Genomic DNA, 20,426 nt, shown 5'->3' with positions numbered 1-20,426 from the left:
CTTCCTTGCCGCTGTTTTTCATGCTGCTTGCCCCTGCGCCGCCTCGGCCCTGACCAGACACCGCACCTCGTGTCCGGGCGCCACACCTGTCAGTGCCGGCGGCTGCGCGTCGCACCGTTGCTGGCGCAAGGGGCAACGCGGCGCGAAAGCGCACCCGGGCGGCATGGCCGTGATGGCCGGCACCCCGCCGGGGATGGACGCCAACGATTCGGCATCGGAATCGACGCGCGGCATGGCTTTGAGCAGTGCCTCGGTGTACGGATGCAAGGGGCGGGCGAACAGCGTCTGCACGTCGGCCGTTTCGACGACTTCGCCGGCATACATGACGGCAACGCGGTCGGCAATCTGCGCCACCACACCGAGGTTGTGCGTGATGAAAACGACGGCCATGCCGTGCGCCGACTTCAGCTCGGACAGCAAGGTCAGAATCTGCGCCTGGATGGTGACGTCCAAGGCCGTGGTCGGCTCGTCGGCCAGCAGCACGCGCGGCTTACAGGCCAGCGCCATGGCGATCATGACACGCTGGCGCATCCCCCCCGAGAACTGATGCGGGTAAGCATCAAAGCGCTTCTCGGCGGCAGGAATCTTGACTTCCTGCAAGGCTTCCAGGGCCAGCTTGCGTGCCTCGGCCCAGGACAGCTTGCGATGCTGACGGATGGCCTCGGCGATCTGGCCCCCCACCGTCATGGTGGGGTTGAGCGAGGTCATGGGCTCCTGAAAGATCATGGCGATGGCGTCGCCGCGCAGCCGCATCATCTGCTTCTCGGGCAAGGACGCGATGTCCTGGCCTTCGAGGAGGATCTGCCCGCCTGCATGGCGCGCCCCCGAGGTTGGCAGCAGCCGCAACACCGACAACGCGGTGACGCTCTTGCCGCTGCCCGACTCTCCGACCACCGCCAAGGTTTCGTTGGGCGCGACCGTCAGCGACACATCGCGCACGGCGGCGTGCCAGGCGCCACCGATGCGGAACTCGGTGCGCAGTTGACGCAATTCCAGTACGGGAGTGCTCATGATCGCTCCGAACGCAGCTTGGGGTCGATGGCGTCGCGCAGGGCGTCGCCCAGAAGATTCAGCGCCAGGACCGTCAAAAGAATGGCTAGGCTGGGAAACACGGTCAGCCACCAGGCATCGAGGATGTTCTCGAATCCTTCGCGGATCATGCTGCCCCAGGTGGCCGCCGGCGGCGGCACACCCAGCCCGATGAAGCTCAACGACGCTTCCGTGCGAATGGCTGAGGCCATCCACAGCGAACCCAGCACCACGACATCGGAGATCATGTTGGGCAGGATATGCACCCCCATCAGGCGCAGCGGCCCATAACCCAGCGCCCTGCCTGCTTCGACGAAGTCGCGTTGCTTGAGCGCAATCGTCGGCGCACGCGCCACGCGCACGAAGGGCGCGATCTCGGTGATGGCGATGGCGATGATCAGGTTCTCCAGGCTGGCGCCCAGCATGGCCGCGATCATCAGGCCCAGCAACAGCGTCGAAAAGGACAGCAGCACATCGACCAGCCCCATGATGACCTGATCGATCACGCCGCCCACATAGCCGGCCAGAATGCCCAGCGCCGAGCCGATGCACATGGCGATCATGATGGCCACGAACCCCACCAGCAGCGACACCCGCGCCCCGTAGATCAGACGCGAGAGCACATCCCGGCCATAACTGTCGGTGCCCAGCCAGAACTGCGCCGAGGGCGGCTCCAGGCGGAACGCGATGTTCTGCTGCAGCGGATCGTGCGGCGCCAGCCATGGCGCCAGCACGGCGGCCAGGATAATGAACAACAGCAGCCCGATACCCACCCAGGACAGGCGGTTCTTGGCCAGCGCCTGCAACAGCGGATTGGGCCGGGCGGAGGACATGACGGCGCTCATTTGTATTTCACCCGGGGATCGACCAGCCCGTACACCAGGTCGGTCAGAAGATTGACGAGAATCACGCAGGAGGCGAACACGACCATCAGCCCCTGCAATAGCGTGTAGTCGCGCGTATTGAGCGCGCCGAGGATGAGCTTGCCCAGCCCGGGCCGGTTGAAGACGATTTCGGTGAGCACCGAGTTGCCGATCAACGTACCGAAGTACAGGCCCACCACCGTCACGATGGGGATGAGCGCATTGCGCAGGCCATGGCGCAGGATCAGCCGCAGCGGCCGCACGCCCTTGGCGCGGGCGGTGCGGACATAGTCCTCGCCCATCACACCGAGCATGGACGAGCGGGTCACGCGCATCACGTAAGCCATCATGATCAGACCGAGGTTGAACGCCGGCAGTGTCAGATTGCGCAACTGCGTGCTCCAATCCCCGCCCGTGGTGCTGCCGATCACCGGAAACCAGCGCAGCTCGATGGCAAAGACCAGCAGCATCAGGATCGCCGACACGAACGCGGGAAAAGACAGACCGGTCAGCGACAGCAGACGGCCCAGATAGTCGGGCCAGGCGTTACGGCGCAGTGCCGCCCAGATACCCAGCGGCAGGCCGAAGACCACTCCGATCAGGACCGCTGCGGCCGTCAATTGCAAGCTCCACGGCAGAACCAGCGCCACCTCCTGCAGTACCGTGCGGCCGCTGGCCATGGATACGCCAAAGTTGCCCGTCAGCATATCGCCCAGAAAGCGCAGGTATTGCTCGTACATGGGCATATCCAGGCCCAGGCGCAGCCGCAAGGCGGCCAGGGCCTCGGCGCTGGCCTGATCGCCCAGCATGACGGCTGCCGGATCGCCCGGCACCAGTCGCACCAGCACGAAAACTGCCGTCAGCATGGCCAGCAGGGTCGGAATCGCCAACAGCAGGCGCTTGATCGCATAACGGATCATGGCTGGGCTCCCATCAGGCGCGTGGCCTGCAATGCCTCGATGGGCCGCGAGGTTGTGCCGCGCAGCACCAGATCGGCCATGACCGCCCCGACCACGGGCACCAGTTCGAAACCGTGGCCCGAGAAACCGAACGCATGGAACAGACCCGGCGCATTGGGCGACGGACCGACGACGGGCAACAGATCCTCGGTCTTGGCCTCAAGCCCCGCCCAGACGCGCACGATGCGGATATCGCGCACCATCGGAAAGAGGTCGGTGGCCGCATGCGCGCCTTTGGCCAGCACGCGCATGCGCGCGGTCGAGGTTTCCCGCTCGAGATTGGGGGTGCCCTGCAGGCCGCCGCCAATGACCAGCGTGCCCTGATCGGATTGTTTGAACGACAACGACCGCCCGACGATGGCGACCACGGGCTTGATGAACGGCCGCAGGCGCTCGCTGACCATCATCATGGAGGACTTGGTGTCCAGCGGAATATCGTCGCCGGCCATCGTGGCAATGCGCGCCGACCAGGCGCCGGCGGCGTTGACCACGGCCGGCGCCACCCACTCGCCGCGCTCGGTGACCACGCACCAGTCCGAACCCTGGCGCCGCAGTCCGGTTACCGCGCAATGCTCGACCAGCGTGACGCCAGCCGCCTCGGCGCTGGCGCGAAACGCGCGCAGCGCCCGGTGCGGATCCGCCGCGCCGTCGCGCCGCACCATGGTCGCGCCCACGCAATGCGGGCTCAGCTCGGGCAACAGGCGGCGCAGCTCGGCCGCGTCGATGACCTCTTCATGCGTATAGCCCGCCGCACGCAACGTCGCCACGCGCGCGGCGAGCTTGGCCAGGCCCTGTTCGGTCTCGGCCACGCAGATCTGTCCGTGCGCATGAAAACCGCAATCATCGCCCACCAGCGCCGCCATGTTGTGCCACATATCCAGCGCTTCGAGCGACAGGTCCAGCTCGCGGCGGTCACGGTTGAGCGTGCGCACACCGGCCGCTGTGGCTCCCGACGCATGACGTTCGGTCCAATGGCGCTCCAGAACGACCACGCGCTTGCCCTGACGGGCGATGTGCAAGGCGGCCGACAGGCCGTGCAGCCCGCCACCGATGACGGCCACATCGAAAATTGGCGTACTCATGCTTGCTCGTCCTCGATGTCCAGCGAGGCCAGCTCGCCCAGCGTCAACGGCTTGAGCGGCGGGCGGATACGGTAGAAACCCACCTCGGCCACGGGCCGCTTTTCTTCGGCGGCCACGATGTGCGCGATGGTGTAGCCGCATTGACGCCCCTGACAGGGACCCATGCCGGCTCGCGTGTATGACTTCACCTGATTGGGACCCGGTTGACCGATACGTGCCGCGCGGCGGATGTCTGCCGCGGTGAGCTCTTCGCAACGGCAGACGATGGTGTCATCGGGCGGATTGAAAATGCTGGCACGCGGCGGATACATCTCATCGAGCATCGGTCGCATACGCAACAGGCCGTGCAACCTGGCGCGCAGCGGCGCGCCCGCCTGCTCGGCCGCCTGGGCGCTGAGCCGTCCTGCCTGCTGCGCCACCCCCAGGGCGACCAGTTCACCGCGTACGCAGGCTGCCAGCGCCCCGCCGATGCCGGCCGCATCCCCGGCGACGTAGACCCCCTCGCGGCTGGTCTGGCCCCATGCCGAAAGCACCGGTGCCAGGCAGGCCTGGCGCGTATCCCAATGATGGTCGCACTCCAGCGCGCGCGTCATATGAATGGAGGGCACCACACCCTCGTGCGACAACAGCACGCTGGCCGGCTCGCGATGGCTGCTGCCATCCGCCAGGGTGTACTCGATCTCGCGCAGCGCGGACTCGCCCAGCGCGCGCAGGCCGGTAACCCCGCGCACGTGCCTGACCCCGGCCGCCTTCAACTCCCGCAGTCAGCCCAGTCCCTTACGGACATCGCCCCAGGACGCCAGCGCTGCCCCGGCCCAAGGCAGGGCTCGGCGCCAGGCCCCCGGAGCGGTCGTGTCCAGCCAGCCGGCGATCTTGCCGCCGGCGCGCAGCAATTGCGCCATGTACAGCAGCGGCAACGGGCCACTGCCGGCCACCCAGACAGGCGCCGCAGGCACCTGTCTGGATGTCTTGAGCAAGATCTGCGCCGCCCCCACCGTCAGCACGCCCGGCAGCGTCCAGCCCGGAAACGGTGCCGGGCGCTCCTGCGCTCCGATGGCCAGCACGATGCGATCGGCCCGCACCACCTCGGCCCGGCCATTGCGGGTCATGTAGACATGCCAGCCGCTTTCGATTTGCCAGACCTGCGTCTGCGGCTCGTAAACCGCGCCGCACTGCCGGAAGCGCTCGGCCAGCGCGGCGCCTGCGCGGTACTCCTCGCCCAACAGCCTGCCCGTGTCGGTGGCGGCCATGGTTTCGACCGCGCGCCAGATCTGGCCCCCGGGGGCAGGTTGCTCGTCGACGACCAGCACCCGCAGATTCTGTGCGCGCAGGCCCAGCGCCGCGCTCATGCCGGCCGGACCGGCGCCAATGACGACAACATCAAATTCGCGCTTCATGCTTGCACGCTCCGTTTGCCATGTTGACGCTCGACCCGCATGCCTTCGCGTACCGGCACCATACAGGATTGCGTGGACGCCACCCCGTCGATGATGGCCAGGCACTCGAAGCACACGCCCATCATGCAGTACGGGGCACGCGGGCTTTCGTTGACCGGCGTGCTACGACTGGCCGGCGTGGTCTGTCGCAACAACACCGCTGCCACGCTTTCTCCCGCCTCGGCCGTGACCGGCTCGCCATCGATGGTCAGCGTCAGCGAGGCCGCGCCGGATTCATGCAACTTTCTGAACATTGAAGCGCTCATGATGAAAGACATCCAGGAAAGAAGGGGGGGCGCCCGCGGCCAGGCTACGGGCGTACTCGCCCGCATGCACCGCCGCCAGGGTCACGCCCGAATGACATAGCGCGATGTAGGCGCCGGGAAAATGTTGCGACGATGCGTAGACCGGACAGCCGTCCGGGGTCATGACACGCAGACAGGACCACTGTCGCACCAGCCTGGCTTGCGCCAGCGCCGGCAACACCCGCAAGGCGTTGCGACTCATGCGCACGGCGGCATCCGTAGTGGTGGACAGATCAAAACCGACCTCCTCCTGCGTCAGCCCGACCATGACCGTGCCTTCGCCGGTCTGGCGGATGCCGTTTGCCGGCACGGGCAGGATCGGCGCCAAGCGCTCGGTCACGAGAATCTGGCCGCGCTGCGGCCGCAGGGGCACATCCAAGCCCACCATCGGGCCCAGGCGGATCGACCCCAGTCCGGCGGCAATGACCAGACGTGCAGCGCGCGCGCGGCGCGTGCCGGCCTCGACCTCAAATCCTCCGCCGCTCAAGGCACGGATGCCATGCACGGGAGAATTACCCCACAACTGGCCGCCGCGTCGTTGAAAGCCCGATTGCAGCGCTGCCAGCAATCGCAGCGGGTTGGCGTGACCATCCAGCTCGCCCACGCTGGCACCGCTGACCTCGGGCCCCAGAGCCAGTCCGGGATACCGCCGCAACAACGCATCACGCGGCAGGATGCTGACGCACTCGCCCACCTCCGGGGCTTGCCGCAGCCAGGCCTGCATGCGTGCCGCGCGGGCCTCCAGCTCCGCCTCGCCCAGACAGAAATGCAGTCCGCCCCGCCGTTCATAGTGCAGGTCCACGCCGCTTTCTTCCTGCAGCTCGCGCGCGAACGCCGGCCACTGCCGCACCGACCGGTACGACAGGCGTTGGTAGTGAGGGTGGTTCAGGCCTTTGCCTTGCAGCCATACCAGGCCGAAATTAGCCTTGGCCGCCCGATAGTCGGTGTCCGCGCCATCGATCAGCAGCACACGCTGGCCCAGGCCGGCCAGTCCATAGGCAATGGCCGCTCCCACCATGCCTGCCCCGGCCACAATGACATCGAGTTCTTCCCTTGCCTTGTCTGCTGCGGACCTATAACCTTTTTGACTACCCTCTGTATTCATGTCCGTTTCCGCTCATGTCATGAAAGACGTTCTCAATCTCCGCCAGATCGAAGCCTTCAAGGCGGTGATCGAGCACGGCACGGTTAGTCAGGCCGCAACGGTCCTGGGAGTGTCCCAGCCCGCCGTGAGCAAGTTGCTCACGCATCTCGAAGCCGACAGCGGCCTCAAGCTGTTCGACCGTGTCCGGGGAAAACTCGCGCCCACTACCCAGGGTATGCGCCTCTATCGCGAGATCGACCGCGTCTTCAACGGGTTGCGCCAGGTCGAACAGGCCGTCGAGTCCATCCGCCGCGCCGAACAGCGCACGCTCAATGTGGGCGTGCTGCCCGCACTGGCGGCCCCCTTCATCCGTCGCGTGACGATGCAGTTCCTCGCGCGCCATCCCGATGTGCGCGTCTCCATTCAGAGCCGGGGCTCGCTCTTTCTGGCTGACTGGCTGGCAACGCGCCACATCGATGTGGCCCTGCTCGGCGCCATGTCGACAACCCCTATATCGATCGCGAACCGCTGTTTCGCCAACCCCTGGTCTGTGCGATGCCCGTCAACCACGTCCTGACGCGCAAGCGCGTCATCCGTGCGCGCGATCTCGCCGGCCAGCCCTTTGTATCCTTTGGGGCGGACAGTCAAACCCACCAACTGGTGCAGCACGCCTTCGACACGGCCGGGCTGCCCCTTAACGTGGTGCTCGACACCAACACCGCGCCGACGGTCTGTGAGTTCGTCGCCGCCGGCCTGGGGGTATCGCTCATCCATCCCCTGTTTGCCGAAGGCATGCAAAGCCGCCTCGTGCTGCGGCGTTTCGATCCGGAGCTGCATTTCCATTTCCAACTGTGCCGGGCGCAGGCCTCGCGTAACGCGGCGCTGGTCGAAGACTTCGTGCAAGACGTACGCGACGTCGCCGCGCACGTCTCGCGCGAGGTGCTCAAGGGGCAGTGACGGTTGTCACTTCGGTGACGGGCGGCTGAAGATTGAGCGCTCCGTCCAGCTTGTAGCCGTACTTCACACGGTCACTGTGCACCCAGACCTGCTTGAGGCCGAACAGCGGCACCGCGCAGACATCGGCGCGTATCTTGGCCTGGGCATCCTTCCACAACGCCAGTTGCTTCTGGGCGTCGGGTTCGACCCGCGCCTGCCGGATGGGCTCATCGACGACCGCGCAGTGCGAGAAATTCGACATCGCACCCGGCGCACCAATGGCGGCGGCCGAGTCATAGAACTCGGTCAGGTAGGTGTCGGCATTCGGAAAGCGCGCCGCGCCATAGAACACCAGACCGCTCAGATCCTGACGGCTCTTGGCCTGATAGGTCGCGTGATCGACCACTTCCATGTCCAGCTTGATGCCAGCCTTGCCCAACTGGGCCTGCACGATCTCCATGATGGGTTGTTGCGCGGAGATGTTCGACACCACGGACTTGATCTGAATCCCATTGGGAAACCCGGCTTCGGCCAACAGCTTCTTGGCGCGCTCGACGTCGTAGGCATAGGCGCCCACGCCGTAATCCTGACCCAGATAGCCATTGGGCACGACCGAACAGCCCTTGTCGGCCACATCCTTGCCGGCGTAGCGCACGATCTCATCCACATTGATGGCCGCGGCAATGGCCTCGCGTACCTTGAGGTTGTCCAACGGCTTGATGTTGCGATTGACGTGCAGCGTGCGGAACTCGGCCGGCTCGAAAATATCGACCTGCATGCCCCGTTTACCCGAACGCTCCACCCAGCGCTGCTCACGCTTGCCCTGCATCACGTCGATCTCGTTGGACGTGAACGCCAGCTCGCGCGCGCTGTCCGAAGGGATCATGCGGTACATAATGCCGGCCAGTTTGGGCTTGCCGCGGAAGTACTCGTCATTGGCCACCAGTTTGACGTACTGCTGCGTGACGTGTTCGCCAAAGGCAAACGGCCCGGTACCCACGGGCGCCGCGCCAAACTTGTCGCCCAACTTTTCAGCGGCCTTCTTGCTGACGATGTTGCCGCCGTGATAGTTGGACACCCGCCCCATAAAAGCCGCATCCGGATACTTGAGCGTGAAACGCACGGTGTGGTCGTCCAGGGCCTCGACCTTGTCGATCAGGCCAAAGGCCGCAGCAAAGCTGGACCGGTTGGGGTCGGCGGCGCGCTGAATGGAGTAGACCACGTCGTCGGCCTTGAGCTCGCCGTAGCCGCCATGAAACTTCACCCCCTTGCGTAAGTGAAACGTCCAGGTCTTGCTGTCGGGCGACGACTCCCAACGTTCGGCCAGGTCGGGCTCCAGGGCCTTGGGGTCGGCGCTGCCAGGAGGAAAGCGCACCAGCGCGTTGAACATTTCGGCTGCCACCCCTTTGTCGGCGGTCGACGTTGCCCGGTGCGGATCCAGCGTGGCGTTATCGGCCGCGCCCGAACTCAAACGCAACATCTGCCGGTCTTCGGCCCAAGCCGAAGAGGACAGCCCACAGGCTGCAAGCGCCACCACCAGACCGCAACGCATCAAGACTTTCCGCTTCATGGATTTCCCCTGGGTATCGCCGCGCCTGAACGCAGCCATTGTTGGATGAAGCGCAGACTACGAGCCAGACGACCATGGCGTCAAAGTCCTCAACCTGAGCCTCCTATTCCGCAGGGTTATAACTTGCAGACATAAACGCCCGCCACCTGGGCAGCGCCGGCGCCCGCTAGTGGTAACTACTTAGGACGGCGGCACGGCCATAACGAGGGTAAATCCTAGAGCCGTAACCGCAGCCTGGTCTGCGCGTGGCCGCCCGCTGACGGGCCCCAAGGCAAGCCCATTTGGCGCAGGCGCCGGGCTACCCTGTCGCCTGAATCCTTCCTGATGGAGCCATGCATGCCCGGGTCCCTGTTTGCCGTTGCCGGCAAAACCGAACATCACCTCTATGCCGGCCCGGCCGGCGACATCGACATCCTCATCGACGCCCCGGTGCAGACACCACGTGGCATCGCGCTCATCACCCATCCCCAGCCGCTTTTGGGCGGCAGCCCCCGTCACAAAATTCCCCACCGGCTGGCGCACGCGCTGCGCGATGACGGCTGGCTGGCCGTGCGCCCGGCGTTCCGCGGAGTGGGCCGCAGCGCGGGGCAATACGACCATGGCGATGGCGAAAGTGAAGACATGCTGGCTCTGGTGCACGCGTTGCGCGACGCCTCCCCCACCCTGCCGCTGGCGCTGGTGGGGTTTTCCTTCGGGGCCTTTGTTCAGGCACGCGTGGCCCGCGCGCTCATCGATGCCGGCTCCCCGGCGCAACGCGTCGCACTGGCCGGTCTGCCCGTGGGTGAAGTCCCCGCCGAGCGCTTCTACGACACCCCGGCGCTGCCCGAAGACGTCGCGCTCATTCATGGCGAACGCGACGAGCAGGCGCCGCTGGCGTTGCTGATGGAGTGGGCGCGGCCCACCGGACATCCGGTCACCGTGGTGCCGGGCGCGGATCACTTTTTTTCGGGGTCGCTGCCGCTGCTGCTGCATCTGGTGCGCGCGCACCTGGCGGCCTGAGGACAGCAGCGGACGTAAAACGGGCACGGCGGCAGGGATAATCCGAGCATTCGACCGAAAACGCGGGACAATCCTCCTCGTCATCCCCCAACCGGAATGCCCCATCATGACGACGGAATACACCCCTGAGAAGGTCTGGACCTGGAACAAGAACAGTGCCAGCACCGCCTCCAATGCTTCGAGCCTGAACCGCCCCATCTCCGGCGCCACGCATGACAAAGTCCTGCCCGTGGGACGCCACCCCTTGCAGCTTTACTCGCTGGGCACGCCCAACGGCCAGAAGGTCACCATTCTGCTCGAAGAGCTGCTGGCGCTCGGCCATGCGGGCGCCGAGTATGACGCCTGGTTGATTCGCATCGGCGATGGCGATCAGTTCGGCAGCGGGTTTGTCGACATCAACCCCAACTCCAAGATCCCGGCACTGGTGGACCGCTCCGGGCCTGAGCCGATACGCGTATTCGAGTCCGGCGCCATCCTGCTCTACCTGGCCGAGAAATTCGGCGAGTTTTTGCCGACCGAACCGGCGGCACGCGCCGAATGCCTGTCATGGCTGTTCTGGCAAATGGGCAGCGGCCCTTATGTCGGCGGCGGTTTCGGCCACTTTTATGCCTATGCGCCGGTGAAGATCGAGTACGCCATCGACCGCTTCACCATGGAGGTCAAGCGTCAGCTCGATGTCCTGGATCGGCGCCTGGCTGACCACGCCTATGTGGCGGGTGACCAATACACCATCGCCGACATGGCCATCTTTCCCTGGTATGGCGGGCTCATCAAGGGCTGGATCTATGACGCCACCGAGTTCCTGGCCGTGCATGAATACCGTCACGTACAACGCTGGGCAGACAGCCTGAAGGCCCGTCCTGCCGTCGAGCGCGGACGCATCGTCAATCGCCTGCGCGGCCCGGTGTCGGAGCAACTGCACGAGCGGCATGACGCGGCCGACTTCGACAAGGTTCCCAAGGCGTAAACGCGCGCCCGCCGCAATCCGGGCCAGAAAAAACACGGGGCCCGCAGGCCCCGTGTTTCATTGCCAAGCCAGTGACGCTCAGCCCACCACGATGAAGCGGTCGGCGTCGTTCATGAAGGCTTTTTCGGTTTGGCCGGATTCGTTCGAACCGAAGGGCATTTGTGCACGCAGCTTCCAGGAGGCCGGCACCTTCCATTCACGTGCCACCGCATCGTCGATCAGCGGGTTGTAGTGCTGCAGGCTGGCGCCCACGCCGGCGCTGGCCAGGGCCGACCAGACCGACAACTGCGCCATGCCGCTGGACTGTTCCGACCACACGGGAAAGTTGTCGGCGTAGAGCGCAAATTTTTCCTGCAGGCCGCGCACGACGTCCTGGTCTTCGAAAAACAGCACGGTGCCCACGCCGGCGGCGAAGCTTTTGAGCTTGGCTTCGGTTATCTCGAAACCATCGGCCGGGGCGACCTTGCGAACCTCATCGGCGGCCAGGGCCCAGAGTTTTTCGCTCTCGGCGCCAAACAGCACCACGGCGCGCGAGGTTTGCGAGTTGAAGGAAGACGGGCTGTGCTTGATGGCTTCCTGGATCAGATTGACCAGGGCTTCCTTGGACAGGGAAACATTGCGGCCCAGGGCGTATTGGGTGCGGCGCTGCTTGAGCGCGTCGATATAAGCGTTGCTCATGACCTTGATTGCCTTTGGCAGGGTTAAACAGAGAGGAACCTGGGGATTCTACCTAGCCAGATGGCCCCGGAGCCAGCCTTTATTGACGCGCGCGGGCCTGACCAGGCGAGACAGATTGTTCCACCGGCGACGACAGTCGGCCCGCCTCGGAGCCGTTGCGCTCAGGCATCTGTCCATGCCTGCAACTGCTGCAACAGATCATCCGCAGGCAGGCTGCGCCCCTCCAGGTGCATGTCCAGACTGCCTCGGGCAATCGTCAGCCTGACCAGGGGCCCCGCGCCCGGGTAGCGCCGCAGCGCCAGCACCAGGCAATCCTCGTCGTCGCCGCTGACCCCGTAGAGATCCCAATCGCTGTCTGTCAGATCGAAGAGCATCTGCCCGTCCAGCGACCGCCAGGCGCGGGGTGCATGTATCCAGTGGCTCATGCGCGCCTCACGAGGCTGCACGGCAATCACCAATTCGCCATCCCAATACGCGGTTTCCAGTTCCATCGCCGTTCCCTGAAGGCTCCTCAACCATGATAAGGTCTATCGTCCACGGTGGGACGGATGCGCTTGGCGCGCCCACTGCAGGATCCACGACCCAAGCAATACCCTGCTGCCCGCATGGCCTTTGCCGTTTTGACAGAAGATCGTCAGGCCGGCCCTTTAAGGTAACGCGAAACACTCAAGGAGCTGCGTTGGATCTCACTGCCCCCCCCACCGGAAGCGGCGTACGGCAGCCGTCACGACAGCGGCGTGCGCTGTTGCTCGGCATGGCCGGCCTCTGCGTGGCCGCCCCGTTGCCCGGCGTCGCGGCCATGATGAGCGCGCCAGCGGGCGGCACCGCATTTCTGGCGCTGTCGAGCATTCTCACGGACCGGCACCACCTCAATCCCCTGACTGCCTCGCGCATCGAAGCGGCCCTGGCCGGTTCAGGTGTGCGGCAGGCCGCGCGTCTTCCCGAACTGCTCGCGTTAGCGGCTTCGGCCAGCGACAGTGCGCAGTTGATGCACGCCGCCACCGAAGCCGGTCTGGGTGACCTGGCCATCGACATCGTCACCGCCTGGTACACCGGGACCGTCGGCCAGGGCCCCAAGGCCGTGGTCGTCGCCTACGAGGAAGCGCTGATGTACCAACCCGTGCGAGACGGGCTGACGGTGCCCACCTATTGCAACTACGGGCCGATGTGGTGGACGGGCATGCCTCCGGATGTGGCGGTGATGCCGCCTGAACCTGACCTCATTCCCGACGCAAGGGGGCTGTAATGACCCGGCAAGCAGAATTTCAGGCCAACGGCGATGCCCAGGCCGATATCGTCATCGTGGGCTCGGGGGTGCTGGGCGCCATGATCGCCGACCAACTGGCTGCTCGCGGCCACGCCGTGCTCATCCTCGAGGCCGGCCTGCGTATCGAACGCGGCCAGGCCGTCGAGAACTGGCGCAACATGCCTTTTGCCAATCGCGCGGGCTCCGACTTCCAGGGCTTGTACCCGCAGAGTCCCGATGCGCCGGCGCCGCTTTATTTCCCCGAGAACCATTACGTGCATCTGAGCGGCCCGAGCGCCGGCAGCTTCAAGCAAGGCTATCTGCGTACCGTGGGCGGGACGACATGGCATTGGGCCGCGTCCTGTTGGCGCCACCTGCCGGTGGATCTGCGCATGAAATCGACCTACGGCGTGGGCCGGAATTGGCCCATCTCCTACGAACAACTCGAGCCTTTTTATCTCCAGGCCGAAGATGAGATGGGCGTAGCGGGCCCGAACGACCCGGCGCAACAATCGCCCTCCGAGCGCAGCGGCCCCTACCCCATGGACATGGTGCCCTGGGCGTATGGCGACCAGCGCTTCGCCGACGTCGTCAATCCGCATGGATATCGTTCGGTGCCCATCCCGCAGGGCCGCAGCATCCATCCCTGGCGCGGCCGCCCCACCTGCTGTGGCAACAATAACTGCCAGCCCATCTGTCCCATCGGCGCAATGTACAACGGCATTCACCATGTACAGGCTGCGGAAGAAAAAGGTGCCAAGGTGCTGGCGCAGGCCGTCGTCTACAAGATAGACACCGACGAGAACAACCGCATCACGGCCGTGCATTGGTATGACGCGCAGCGCCAATCCCACAAGGCCACCGGCAAGCATTTCGTCCTGGCCTGCAATGCCATGGAGACGCCGCGCCTGCTGCTCATGGCCGCCGATGCACGCAATCCGAAAGGCATTGCCAATCGCTCCGATCAGGTCGGCCGCAACCTGATGGATCACTCGGGTTTTCATTGCTACTTCCAGTCAGCGGAGCCGCTTTGGCCGGGCCGAGGGCCGGCGCAAAGCAGTTGTCTGGTCGGCCCGCGCGATGGCGCCTTCCGGGCCCGCTATTCGGCCAACAAGATGATCCTGAACAACATCACCCAGGTCACGTTGGCAACCAAGACCGCCCTGGCCCGGGGCCTGAGCGGCAAGGCGCTCGATGCCGAAATACGCCGCCGCGCTGCCCACGGAGTGGATCTGTCCATCAATCTGGAGCCGCTGCCCGAACCCGGCAACCGCGTCACCCTGAGCAAGACACGCATGGATCCGCTCGGCCTGCCCTGCCCCGACGTGCACTATGACGTCGGAGAGTACGTGCGCAAAGGCGCCGAGGCCGCCCATACTCAACTGCGTCATATCGGCAGCCTGTTTGGCGCAACCGACTTTCTCATCACGACGGACCTCAACGCCAACAACCACATGATGGGAAGCGTCATCATGGGCTCGGATCCGCGCGACTCCGTGGTCGATGGCGATTGCCGCGCGCACGATCACGACAACCTCTGGCTGCCTGGCGGCGGCGCCATGCCATCGGCCAGCGTGGTCAACAGCACGCTCAGCATGGCGGCACTGGGACTGAAGGCCGCCGCGGCCATCGCCAGGCGCCTGGAGGCCACGTCATGAAGCGTCTGCTCCTGACCTTGGCGCTGGCGCTGGCCTCGACGGGCGCGCACGCCAATGACAATGCGCAACGGATCGAGCGCGGCCGTACCCTGGCCATCGCCGCGGACTGCATGGCCTGTCATACGCGGGCGCCTTCGGGCAAGCCCTTCGCTGGCGGCTACCCCATCCAGAGCCCGTTGGGCACGATTTACGCCAGCAACATCACCCCGTCCAAAAGTGCGGGTATCGGCGACTACAGCCTGGAAGATTTCACCCGCGCGGTGCGCCAAGGGATACGGCGTGACGGCAGCCGGCTTTATCCGGCCATGCCCTACACCTCCTACACGCTCATCACCGACGAGGATATCGGGGACCTGTACGCCTACTTCATGAACGGCGTGCAGGCCGTCGACGACAAACCGCCGTCGACCGACCTGCCCTTCCCCTTTGGTATCCGGGCTTCCATGCTCGTGTGGAATGCGCTCTTTTTCGACGACGAGCGCTTTACGCCCGACCCGACGAAAGACGCCGAGATCAACCGGGGAGCCTATCTGGCCCGCGCCCTGACGCATTGCAGCAGTTGCCACACACCGCGCAATGCGTTGATGGCCGAAGACGTGAAACGCCCGCTGGGCGGCGGCATGGTGGGGCCTTGGCATGCGCCCAACATCAGCAGCGACCCCGCCGCTGGCATCGGAGGCTGGAGCAACGAAGAGATCGTGCAATACCTGCGCACGGGCCGCGTGGCCGGCAAGGGGCAGGCCGCAGGCTCCATGGCCGAAGCCGTGGAACACAGTTTCCAACATATGTCCGAGACCGATCTGACGGCCATCGCGGCCTGGCTCAAACAGACGCCGCCCGTGCCCGCGGCCTCTGCGGCACCGGCCAGCTACGCGCGCGGAGCTGCCGCCAGCGCCGAAGCGCAACTGCGCGGCACCCATCCACAAACGGCCAACCACACCCTGAAAACCGGCGCGGCGCTCTACAGCGCCTATTGCGCCAGTTGCCACCAGGCCAGCGGCACCGGCAGCACCGGCCAGGCCTACCCTGCCCTGTTTCACAACACGGCAACCGGGGCGGACAATGCCAACAACCTGGTCGCCGCCATCCTCTACGGAGTCGAGCGCAATGCCGCCGGACAACACGTGCTGATGCCTCGCTTCGATCAGAAATCGTATGTCCAACCACTGACCAATAACGAAATCGCCCTCATCGCCAATTATGTGCTGGCCAACTACGGCAATCCCGTGCTGACCGTCACTGCCGAAGATGTCCAGGTCGCGCGCAGCGGCGGGGCCCCGCCGCTGCTGGCGCGCATGCAGCCTTACATACTGCCGGCCCTCATCGTGGCCGCCGTGCTTGTGCTGCTGGGGGTGTTTGTCCTGGTGCGGCGGCGGCGGCGCGGCTGATCCGGCCGGCCCGCGGCGGCGGGCCGCACCCGCCAAAAACAATAACGATTATTATTACCCGTTTGATCACGGGCCGCACGGGCAAGACAGCACGCCGGCCCTGTTACACGAACGGCGAGATTCTGTGTGCTGCCCACGACCCTAGAAACCCTCTACATCGACCACCACTCCTGGTTGCGAGGGTGGCTGCACCGCCGCCTGGGCAACCGGGAACAAGCCGCCGATCTGGCGCACGACACCTTCATCCGCCTGCTGTGCAGCGAGCGTGTGCCGGCCGTCCTGGACGAGCCCCGCGCCTTTCTGACCACGGTCGCACAGCGGCTGCTGTCGAATCATTGGCGCCGCGAGAAGCTCGAACGCGCCTACCTCGACGCTCTGGCGCTGGCACCACAGCCCCTGGCCCGCTCGCCGGAAGAGCGCGCGCTTTTGCTCGAGACGCTGTTCGAACTCGACCGGCAGCTCGACGGGCTGCCGACCCTCGTGCGGCGTGCCTTTCTACTGTCGCAACTGGAGGGCCAGACCCATGCGCAGGTTGCCCAGACCCTCGGCCTATCCGTGCCGACGGTAAAACGCCACATCGTCCGCGCGCTGACACGCTGCTGCTTCGCCGATCTCGGCGGTTCGCGATGAGCGGGCACTCCGCGTGGTACCGGCACACGCAGGATGCCGGGAAGGTCACGTCCGAGGTGGCCGAACGCGCGCTGCACTGGCTGCTCGACCTGCGTGAAGACCATTCGCCGCAGAACCGCATGGCCTGGCAACAATGGCATCAAGCGCATCCGGACCACGCTCGCGCCTGGGCGCGCATCGAGTCTGTCCTGGGCCAACTGCGTCCGCTGGCCGCGCCCGACAGCGCCGCGGCCAGCCGCACCGTCCTGCTGCCGGCGCGGCGTAACGGTATCAAGGCCCTGGCGGTGCTGGCCATGGCGGGCGGCTCTGCCTGGGCCTTGCGCGATACGCTGATCTGGCGCGAATGGTCTGCCGATGAGCGCACCCGCCCGGGTCAGCGGCGCGCGCTCACGCTGCCCGATGGCACGCACCTCATCCTCAATACGAACAGCGCCGTCGATGTTCGCTTCAGTCCGGCGCAACGGCTGCTCTCTCTGGTGGCCGGCGAGGTGCTCATCTCAACGGCCCCTGACCCGCAGAGCCCGCCCCGGCCTTTCCTGGTGCAGACCCGTCAGGGAGTGGCGCGGGCGCTGGGCACGCAATACAGCGTGCGGCAACATTCGCGCGCGACCTGCGTGACCGTGCTGCAAGGCCAGGTGCAGATAGAACCCCGCGACTATCCCGCACAGGGATTGCTGCTGGCAGCGGGACGCCGCGCGCGCTACACCGCCGCAGGCATCGCCGAGGCCTCCCCAGCCGATGAGCGCGACCTTGCCTGGAAAGACGGTTTCATTGTCGCGCGCAGCATGCGGCTGGCTGACTTTGTGACCGAACTCAGTCGCTACACCGCCGACGACCTGTCCTGCGCCCAGGCCGTGGCCGATCTTCAGGTCTCCGGAGCCTTTCCCACCGGCGATGTGCCGCGCGTGCTGGCCGCCGTGGCGATCACCCTGGGCCTGCACCTGGACACACAGGCGCCGCTGTGGCGGGCGCGCCGGCTACACCTGTCCTGACCGCGGTTACAACATTTCTGCCGAATACTGATCCGTTTTCGGATCTCGCGGGTCAAGGGGAGTGAACCTTCTCTCAAAACAGACCTGTCCATGAAACAACGCTCTCTGCTTTCCCTGCGCACCGTCACCCTGGCGACTCGCCTGGCCCTGGGCGCGCTGGGCGTGACCGCGTCGGCCGCCTGGCCGCTGGCGGCCCAGGCCCAGACCGCACGAAGCTTCGACATCCCCGCCGGCACGCTCGAAGAAGTGCTGGGCCGTTTTGGCCGCGATGCTGGCGTCTTGCTGTCCTTCCGCCCTGAGGTCACGCAGGGGTTGGACAGCGCCGGCCTGCGGGGCAGCTTTACCGTGCAAACCGGTCTCGAACGCCTGCTGGCCGGCACCGGTATTGAGGTCCGGCCCCAAGGCGCCGGCGGATATGTGCTCGAACGCCATGGCGGCGTGGCCCAATTGCAGGCCATCACCGTGGCGGCCCAGGCCTCAAGCGACGGACTGCCTGCGCCTTACGCCGGAGGGCAGGTCGCCCGCGGAGGCAGTCTGGGCATGCTGGGCAGCGCCGACGTCATGGACGTGCCCTTCAACACGACCAACTACACCGCCCAGACACTGGAAAACCAACAGGCGCGCACCCTGGCCGATGTCGTGGTCAACGAAGCCTCGGTGCGCACGCTGACCTCCAGCGGCGGCTTTGGCGAAGACTTCCAGATCCGGGGCTACACCGTCTCCAGTGGCGACGTGGGGCTCAACGGCCTGTTCGGCCTGACCTCTTCGAGCCGCATGCCGGCGGCCATCATGGAGCGGGTCGAAGTGCTCAAAGGGCCCGGCACGCTCATGAATGGCGTCGGCCCCAATGGAAGCATCGGCGGCGGCATCAATGTGGTGACCAAGCGAGCCGGCGACGAACCGCTCACCCGCCTGACCGCTACCTATCAGGACAAGTCCCAGTTGGGGGGCATGCTCGACATGGGACGCCGTTTCGGTGACAACGAGGAATGGGGCATCCGCGTCAACGGCGTCTATCACAACGGCCAGACCACGCTCGATGGCGGCAGTCAGCGCCAGGGGATGGGCGCGCTGGCGCTGGACTACCGCGGCGAGCGCCTGCGCTGGTCGCTCGATGCCTATACGCAACGCGAGCGCACCGACAACTTCCGCCCTCAGGTGGGCTTCCAATCCTCGGTGACCGAGTTGCCTTCGCCGCCGTCCGGCCACCGCAACTTCTACCCGGGCACGCAGCTCAAACTGGAGGACTCCACCGTCGCCTCGCGCCTGGAGTACGACATCAACGACGCGGTCACGGTCTATGCCGCCGGCGGCTATCGCTATGGCACGGCCGATCAGACGTTCCCGCCCGGTCCGGTCGATGCCAATGGCGACTTCACGGCCCGCAATGCCTTTTATGACTCTTACTCGCGCACCTCCACCGGCGAGGCCGGGCTGCGCGCACGCTTTGACACCTGGGGCGTCAAGCACAATCTGGCATTGGGTGCCACGCGCCTGGACCAGGAGCTCGGCAACTTCTACCTCACCTCGACGGCCACTACACCGTCGAACATCTACAACCCGTCCCCCCTGCCTGATGTCACCGGACATCGGGGCTCGCCCAACAAGGCGTCGAAAACCGCGCTCACCAGCTTCACGCTGGCCGATACGCTGTCGTTTGCCGACGACCGCCTGATGATCACCGGCGGCCTGCGGCAGCAACGCGTGGCGCTGGATAACTACTCGACATCCACGGGTGACCTCACCAGTTCCTACGACGAGAGCGCCGTCTCTCCGCTGGCGGGCGTGGTGTTCAAGCCCTGGTCCAACGTCTCGCTGTACGGCAATTTCACGTCCGGCCTGACGCGCGGTGGCGTAGCACCCGCTACCGCGGCCAATGCCGGGCAGGTCTTCTCCCCCTACAAATCCAAGCAATACGAAGCGGGCGTGAAGGTCGATTGGGGCCGTGTCATGACCAGCGCCTCGGTGTTCCAGATCAAGCGTCCCAACGCGTTGACGGACCCGACCACCAACGTCTACAGCTTTGACGGCGAGCAGCGCAACCGTGGCTTCGAACTTGCCGCTACCGGCGAAGTCGTCTCCGGCCTGCGCATGATGGCCAGCGCCACCTTCTACGATGCCAAGATCACCCGCAGCGCGGGCGGCGTCAACGACGGCAACGACGCCAATGGCGTACCCGACAGCACCTTCAATCTTGGCGTGGACTGGGACATGCCGTGGGTACAGGGCCTGAGCCTCAATGCCCGCGTGATCCACACCTCGTCGGCCTGGTTCAACGCCGCCAACACCATCCGCCTGCCCTCCTGGACCCGCTACGACGTGGGCGCGCGGTACAGCACGCGGATGATGGGCCATGCCATCGTGTTCCGCGCCAACATCGAAAACCTGTTCAACAAGAGCTATTGGCTGGCCAGCGGCACCTATGCCTCGGTGGCTGCGCCACGCGCGGTGCTGCTGTCGGCGCAGATCGACTTCTGAACGGAAACACGCCAGGCGTACTGGCCCCGAGGGTTGGAGATCCCTCCAACCCTCGGGGCTTACATGATGAAGAACAAGGGGGGCGTTCGCGCCGACGCCGTCAGGGACGATCCGCCGGGGCGGCCC

General features: G+C 65.7%; 19 protein-coding genes and 1 pseudogene. 9 read left to right on the top strand and 11 right to left on the bottom strand.

Translation table 11 applies throughout. The features are described 5' to 3' along the window. Positions 1-18: 18 nt before the first annotated feature. Genes LK440_RS01085 through LK440_RS01050 form a run of 8 tightly spaced genes read right to left on the bottom strand, consistent with a single transcriptional unit; the run spans position 19 to position 6,707 of the window. Positions 19-1,011 (bottom strand): ABC transporter ATP-binding protein, encoded by a 993-nt coding sequence (locus LK440_RS01085; protein WP_005016282.1) that lies wholly within the window; start codon positions 1,009-1,011, stop codon positions 19-21. Continuing rightward, complete coding sequence (locus LK440_RS01080; protein WP_005016284.1) at positions 1,008-1,874, bottom strand: ABC transporter permease; 867 nt, start codon at positions 1,872-1,874, stop codon at positions 1,008-1,010. Before LK440_RS01080 ends, LK440_RS01085 begins: the two co-directional genes overlap by 4 nt. Further along, positions 1,871-2,812 carry an ABC transporter permease gene (locus LK440_RS01075; RefSeq protein ID WP_005016286.1) on the bottom strand — a complete coding sequence of 314 codons (942 nt, stop codon included), beginning with the start codon at positions 2,810-2,812 and terminating at the stop codon, positions 1,871-1,873. The genes LK440_RS01080 and LK440_RS01075 overlap by 4 nt, the downstream gene beginning before the upstream one ends. After that, positions 2,809-3,933, bottom strand: coding sequence for an NAD(P)/FAD-dependent oxidoreductase (locus LK440_RS01070; protein ID WP_005016289.1), 1,125 nt, complete (start codon positions 3,931-3,933; stop codon positions 2,809-2,811). Before LK440_RS01070 ends, LK440_RS01075 begins: the two co-directional genes overlap by 4 nt. Continuing rightward, on the bottom strand, positions 3,930-4,664 hold the full coding sequence (locus LK440_RS01065; RefSeq protein WP_017685401.1) for a (2Fe-2S)-binding protein: 735 nt from the start codon (positions 4,662-4,664) through the stop codon (positions 3,930-3,932). Before LK440_RS01065 ends, LK440_RS01070 begins: the two co-directional genes overlap by 4 nt. Positions 4,665-4,697: 33 nt before the next feature. Beyond that, complete coding sequence (locus tag LK440_RS01060; protein ID WP_017685402.1) at positions 4,698-5,330, bottom strand: NAD(P)/FAD-dependent oxidoreductase; 633 nt, start codon at positions 5,328-5,330, stop codon at positions 4,698-4,700. Next, positions 5,327-5,623, bottom strand: a complete 297-nt coding sequence (locus tag LK440_RS01055) for a (2Fe-2S)-binding protein (protein ID WP_005016292.1) — start codon at positions 5,621-5,623, stop codon at positions 5,327-5,329. The genes LK440_RS01060 and LK440_RS01055 overlap by 4 nt, the downstream gene beginning before the upstream one ends. Next, positions 5,604-6,707: an NAD(P)/FAD-dependent oxidoreductase gene (locus LK440_RS01050; protein ID WP_005016295.1), complete on the bottom strand. Its 1,104-nt coding sequence runs from the start codon at positions 6,705-6,707 to the stop codon at positions 5,604-5,606. The genes LK440_RS01055 and LK440_RS01050 overlap by 20 nt, the downstream gene beginning before the upstream one ends. Before the next feature lie 70 nt (positions 6,708-6,777). Between LK440_RS01050 and LK440_RS18015 the strand changes: the two are divergent. Further along, positions 6,778-7,715: pseudogene (locus tag LK440_RS18015) on the top strand (LysR substrate-binding domain-containing protein). On the opposite strand, the gene LK440_RS01040 reads toward LK440_RS18015, so the two are convergent. Beyond that, positions 7,702-9,264 carry an ABC transporter substrate-binding protein gene (locus LK440_RS01040; RefSeq protein WP_017685403.1) on the bottom strand — a complete coding sequence of 521 codons (1,563 nt, stop codon included), beginning with the start codon at positions 9,262-9,264 and terminating at the stop codon, positions 7,702-7,704. The pseudogene LK440_RS18015 and the gene LK440_RS01040 sit on opposite strands and share 14 nt — an antisense overlap. Positions 9,265-9,600: 336 nt before the next feature. Here LK440_RS01040 and LK440_RS01035 point away from each other — a divergent pair, with 336 nt between their 5' ends. After that, entirely contained in the window at positions 9,601-10,263 is a 663-nt protein-coding gene (locus LK440_RS01035; RefSeq protein ID WP_005016299.1) for an alpha/beta hydrolase, read from the top strand. Positions 10,264-10,369: 106 nt separating this feature from the next. Further along, positions 10,370-11,230, top strand: a complete 861-nt coding sequence (gene yghU, locus LK440_RS01030) for a glutathione-dependent disulfide-bond oxidoreductase (RefSeq protein ID WP_005016301.1) — start codon at positions 10,370-10,372, stop codon at positions 11,228-11,230. A 78-nt stretch (positions 11,231-11,308) separates the two neighbouring features. Here yghU and LK440_RS01025 read toward each other — a convergent pair whose 3' ends face one another. Continuing rightward, entirely contained in the window at positions 11,309-11,908 is a 600-nt protein-coding gene (locus tag LK440_RS01025; protein WP_005016303.1) for a nitroreductase family protein, read from the bottom strand. 161 nt (positions 11,909-12,069) lie between these two features. Beyond that, complete coding sequence (locus tag LK440_RS01020) at positions 12,070-12,399, bottom strand: hypothetical protein (protein ID WP_005016306.1); 330 nt, start codon at positions 12,397-12,399, stop codon at positions 12,070-12,072. A 188-nt stretch (positions 12,400-12,587) separates the two neighbouring features. Here LK440_RS01020 and LK440_RS01015 point away from each other — a divergent pair, with 188 nt between their 5' ends. The 6 genes from LK440_RS01015 (at position 12,588) to LK440_RS00990 (ending at position 20,300) form a co-directional block, all read left to right on the top strand. Continuing rightward, a complete protein-coding gene (locus LK440_RS01015; RefSeq protein ID WP_005016309.1) occupies positions 12,588-13,154 on the top strand; it encodes a sugar dehydrogenase complex small subunit in 567 nt (188 codons plus the stop codon). Next, on the top strand, positions 13,154-14,812 hold the full coding sequence (locus tag LK440_RS01010) for a GMC family oxidoreductase (RefSeq protein WP_005020171.1): 1,659 nt from the start codon (positions 13,154-13,156) through the stop codon (positions 14,810-14,812). Before LK440_RS01015 ends, LK440_RS01010 begins: the two co-directional genes overlap by 1 nt. Beyond that, positions 14,809-16,200, top strand: coding sequence for a cytochrome c (locus tag LK440_RS01005; protein ID WP_005016317.1), 1,392 nt, complete (start codon positions 14,809-14,811; stop codon positions 16,198-16,200). The genes LK440_RS01010 and LK440_RS01005 overlap by 4 nt, the downstream gene beginning before the upstream one ends. A gap of 126 nt (positions 16,201-16,326) precedes the next feature. Then, complete coding sequence (locus LK440_RS01000; RefSeq protein WP_005016319.1) at positions 16,327-16,830, top strand: sigma-70 family RNA polymerase sigma factor; 504 nt, start codon at positions 16,327-16,329, stop codon at positions 16,828-16,830. Then, positions 16,827-17,822, top strand: a complete 996-nt coding sequence (locus LK440_RS00995) for a FecR domain-containing protein (RefSeq protein WP_005016321.1) — start codon at positions 16,827-16,829, stop codon at positions 17,820-17,822. The genes LK440_RS01000 and LK440_RS00995 overlap by 4 nt, the downstream gene beginning before the upstream one ends. Positions 17,823-17,912: 90 nt before the next feature. Next, positions 17,913-20,300: a TonB-dependent receptor gene (locus tag LK440_RS00990; protein ID WP_005016323.1), complete on the top strand. Its 2,388-nt coding sequence runs from the start codon at positions 17,913-17,915 to the stop codon at positions 20,298-20,300. Positions 20,301-20,426: the final 126 nt, after the last annotated feature.

Origin of the sequence: Bordetella holmesii, from assembly GCF_020735985.1 — a bacterium.
Classification (GTDB): domain Bacteria; phylum Pseudomonadota; class Gammaproteobacteria; order Burkholderiales; family Burkholderiaceae_B; genus Bordetella; species Bordetella holmesii.
Note: the sequence above shows the minus strand (reverse complement) of the source record. Positions and strands in the feature narration are given on the sequence as shown.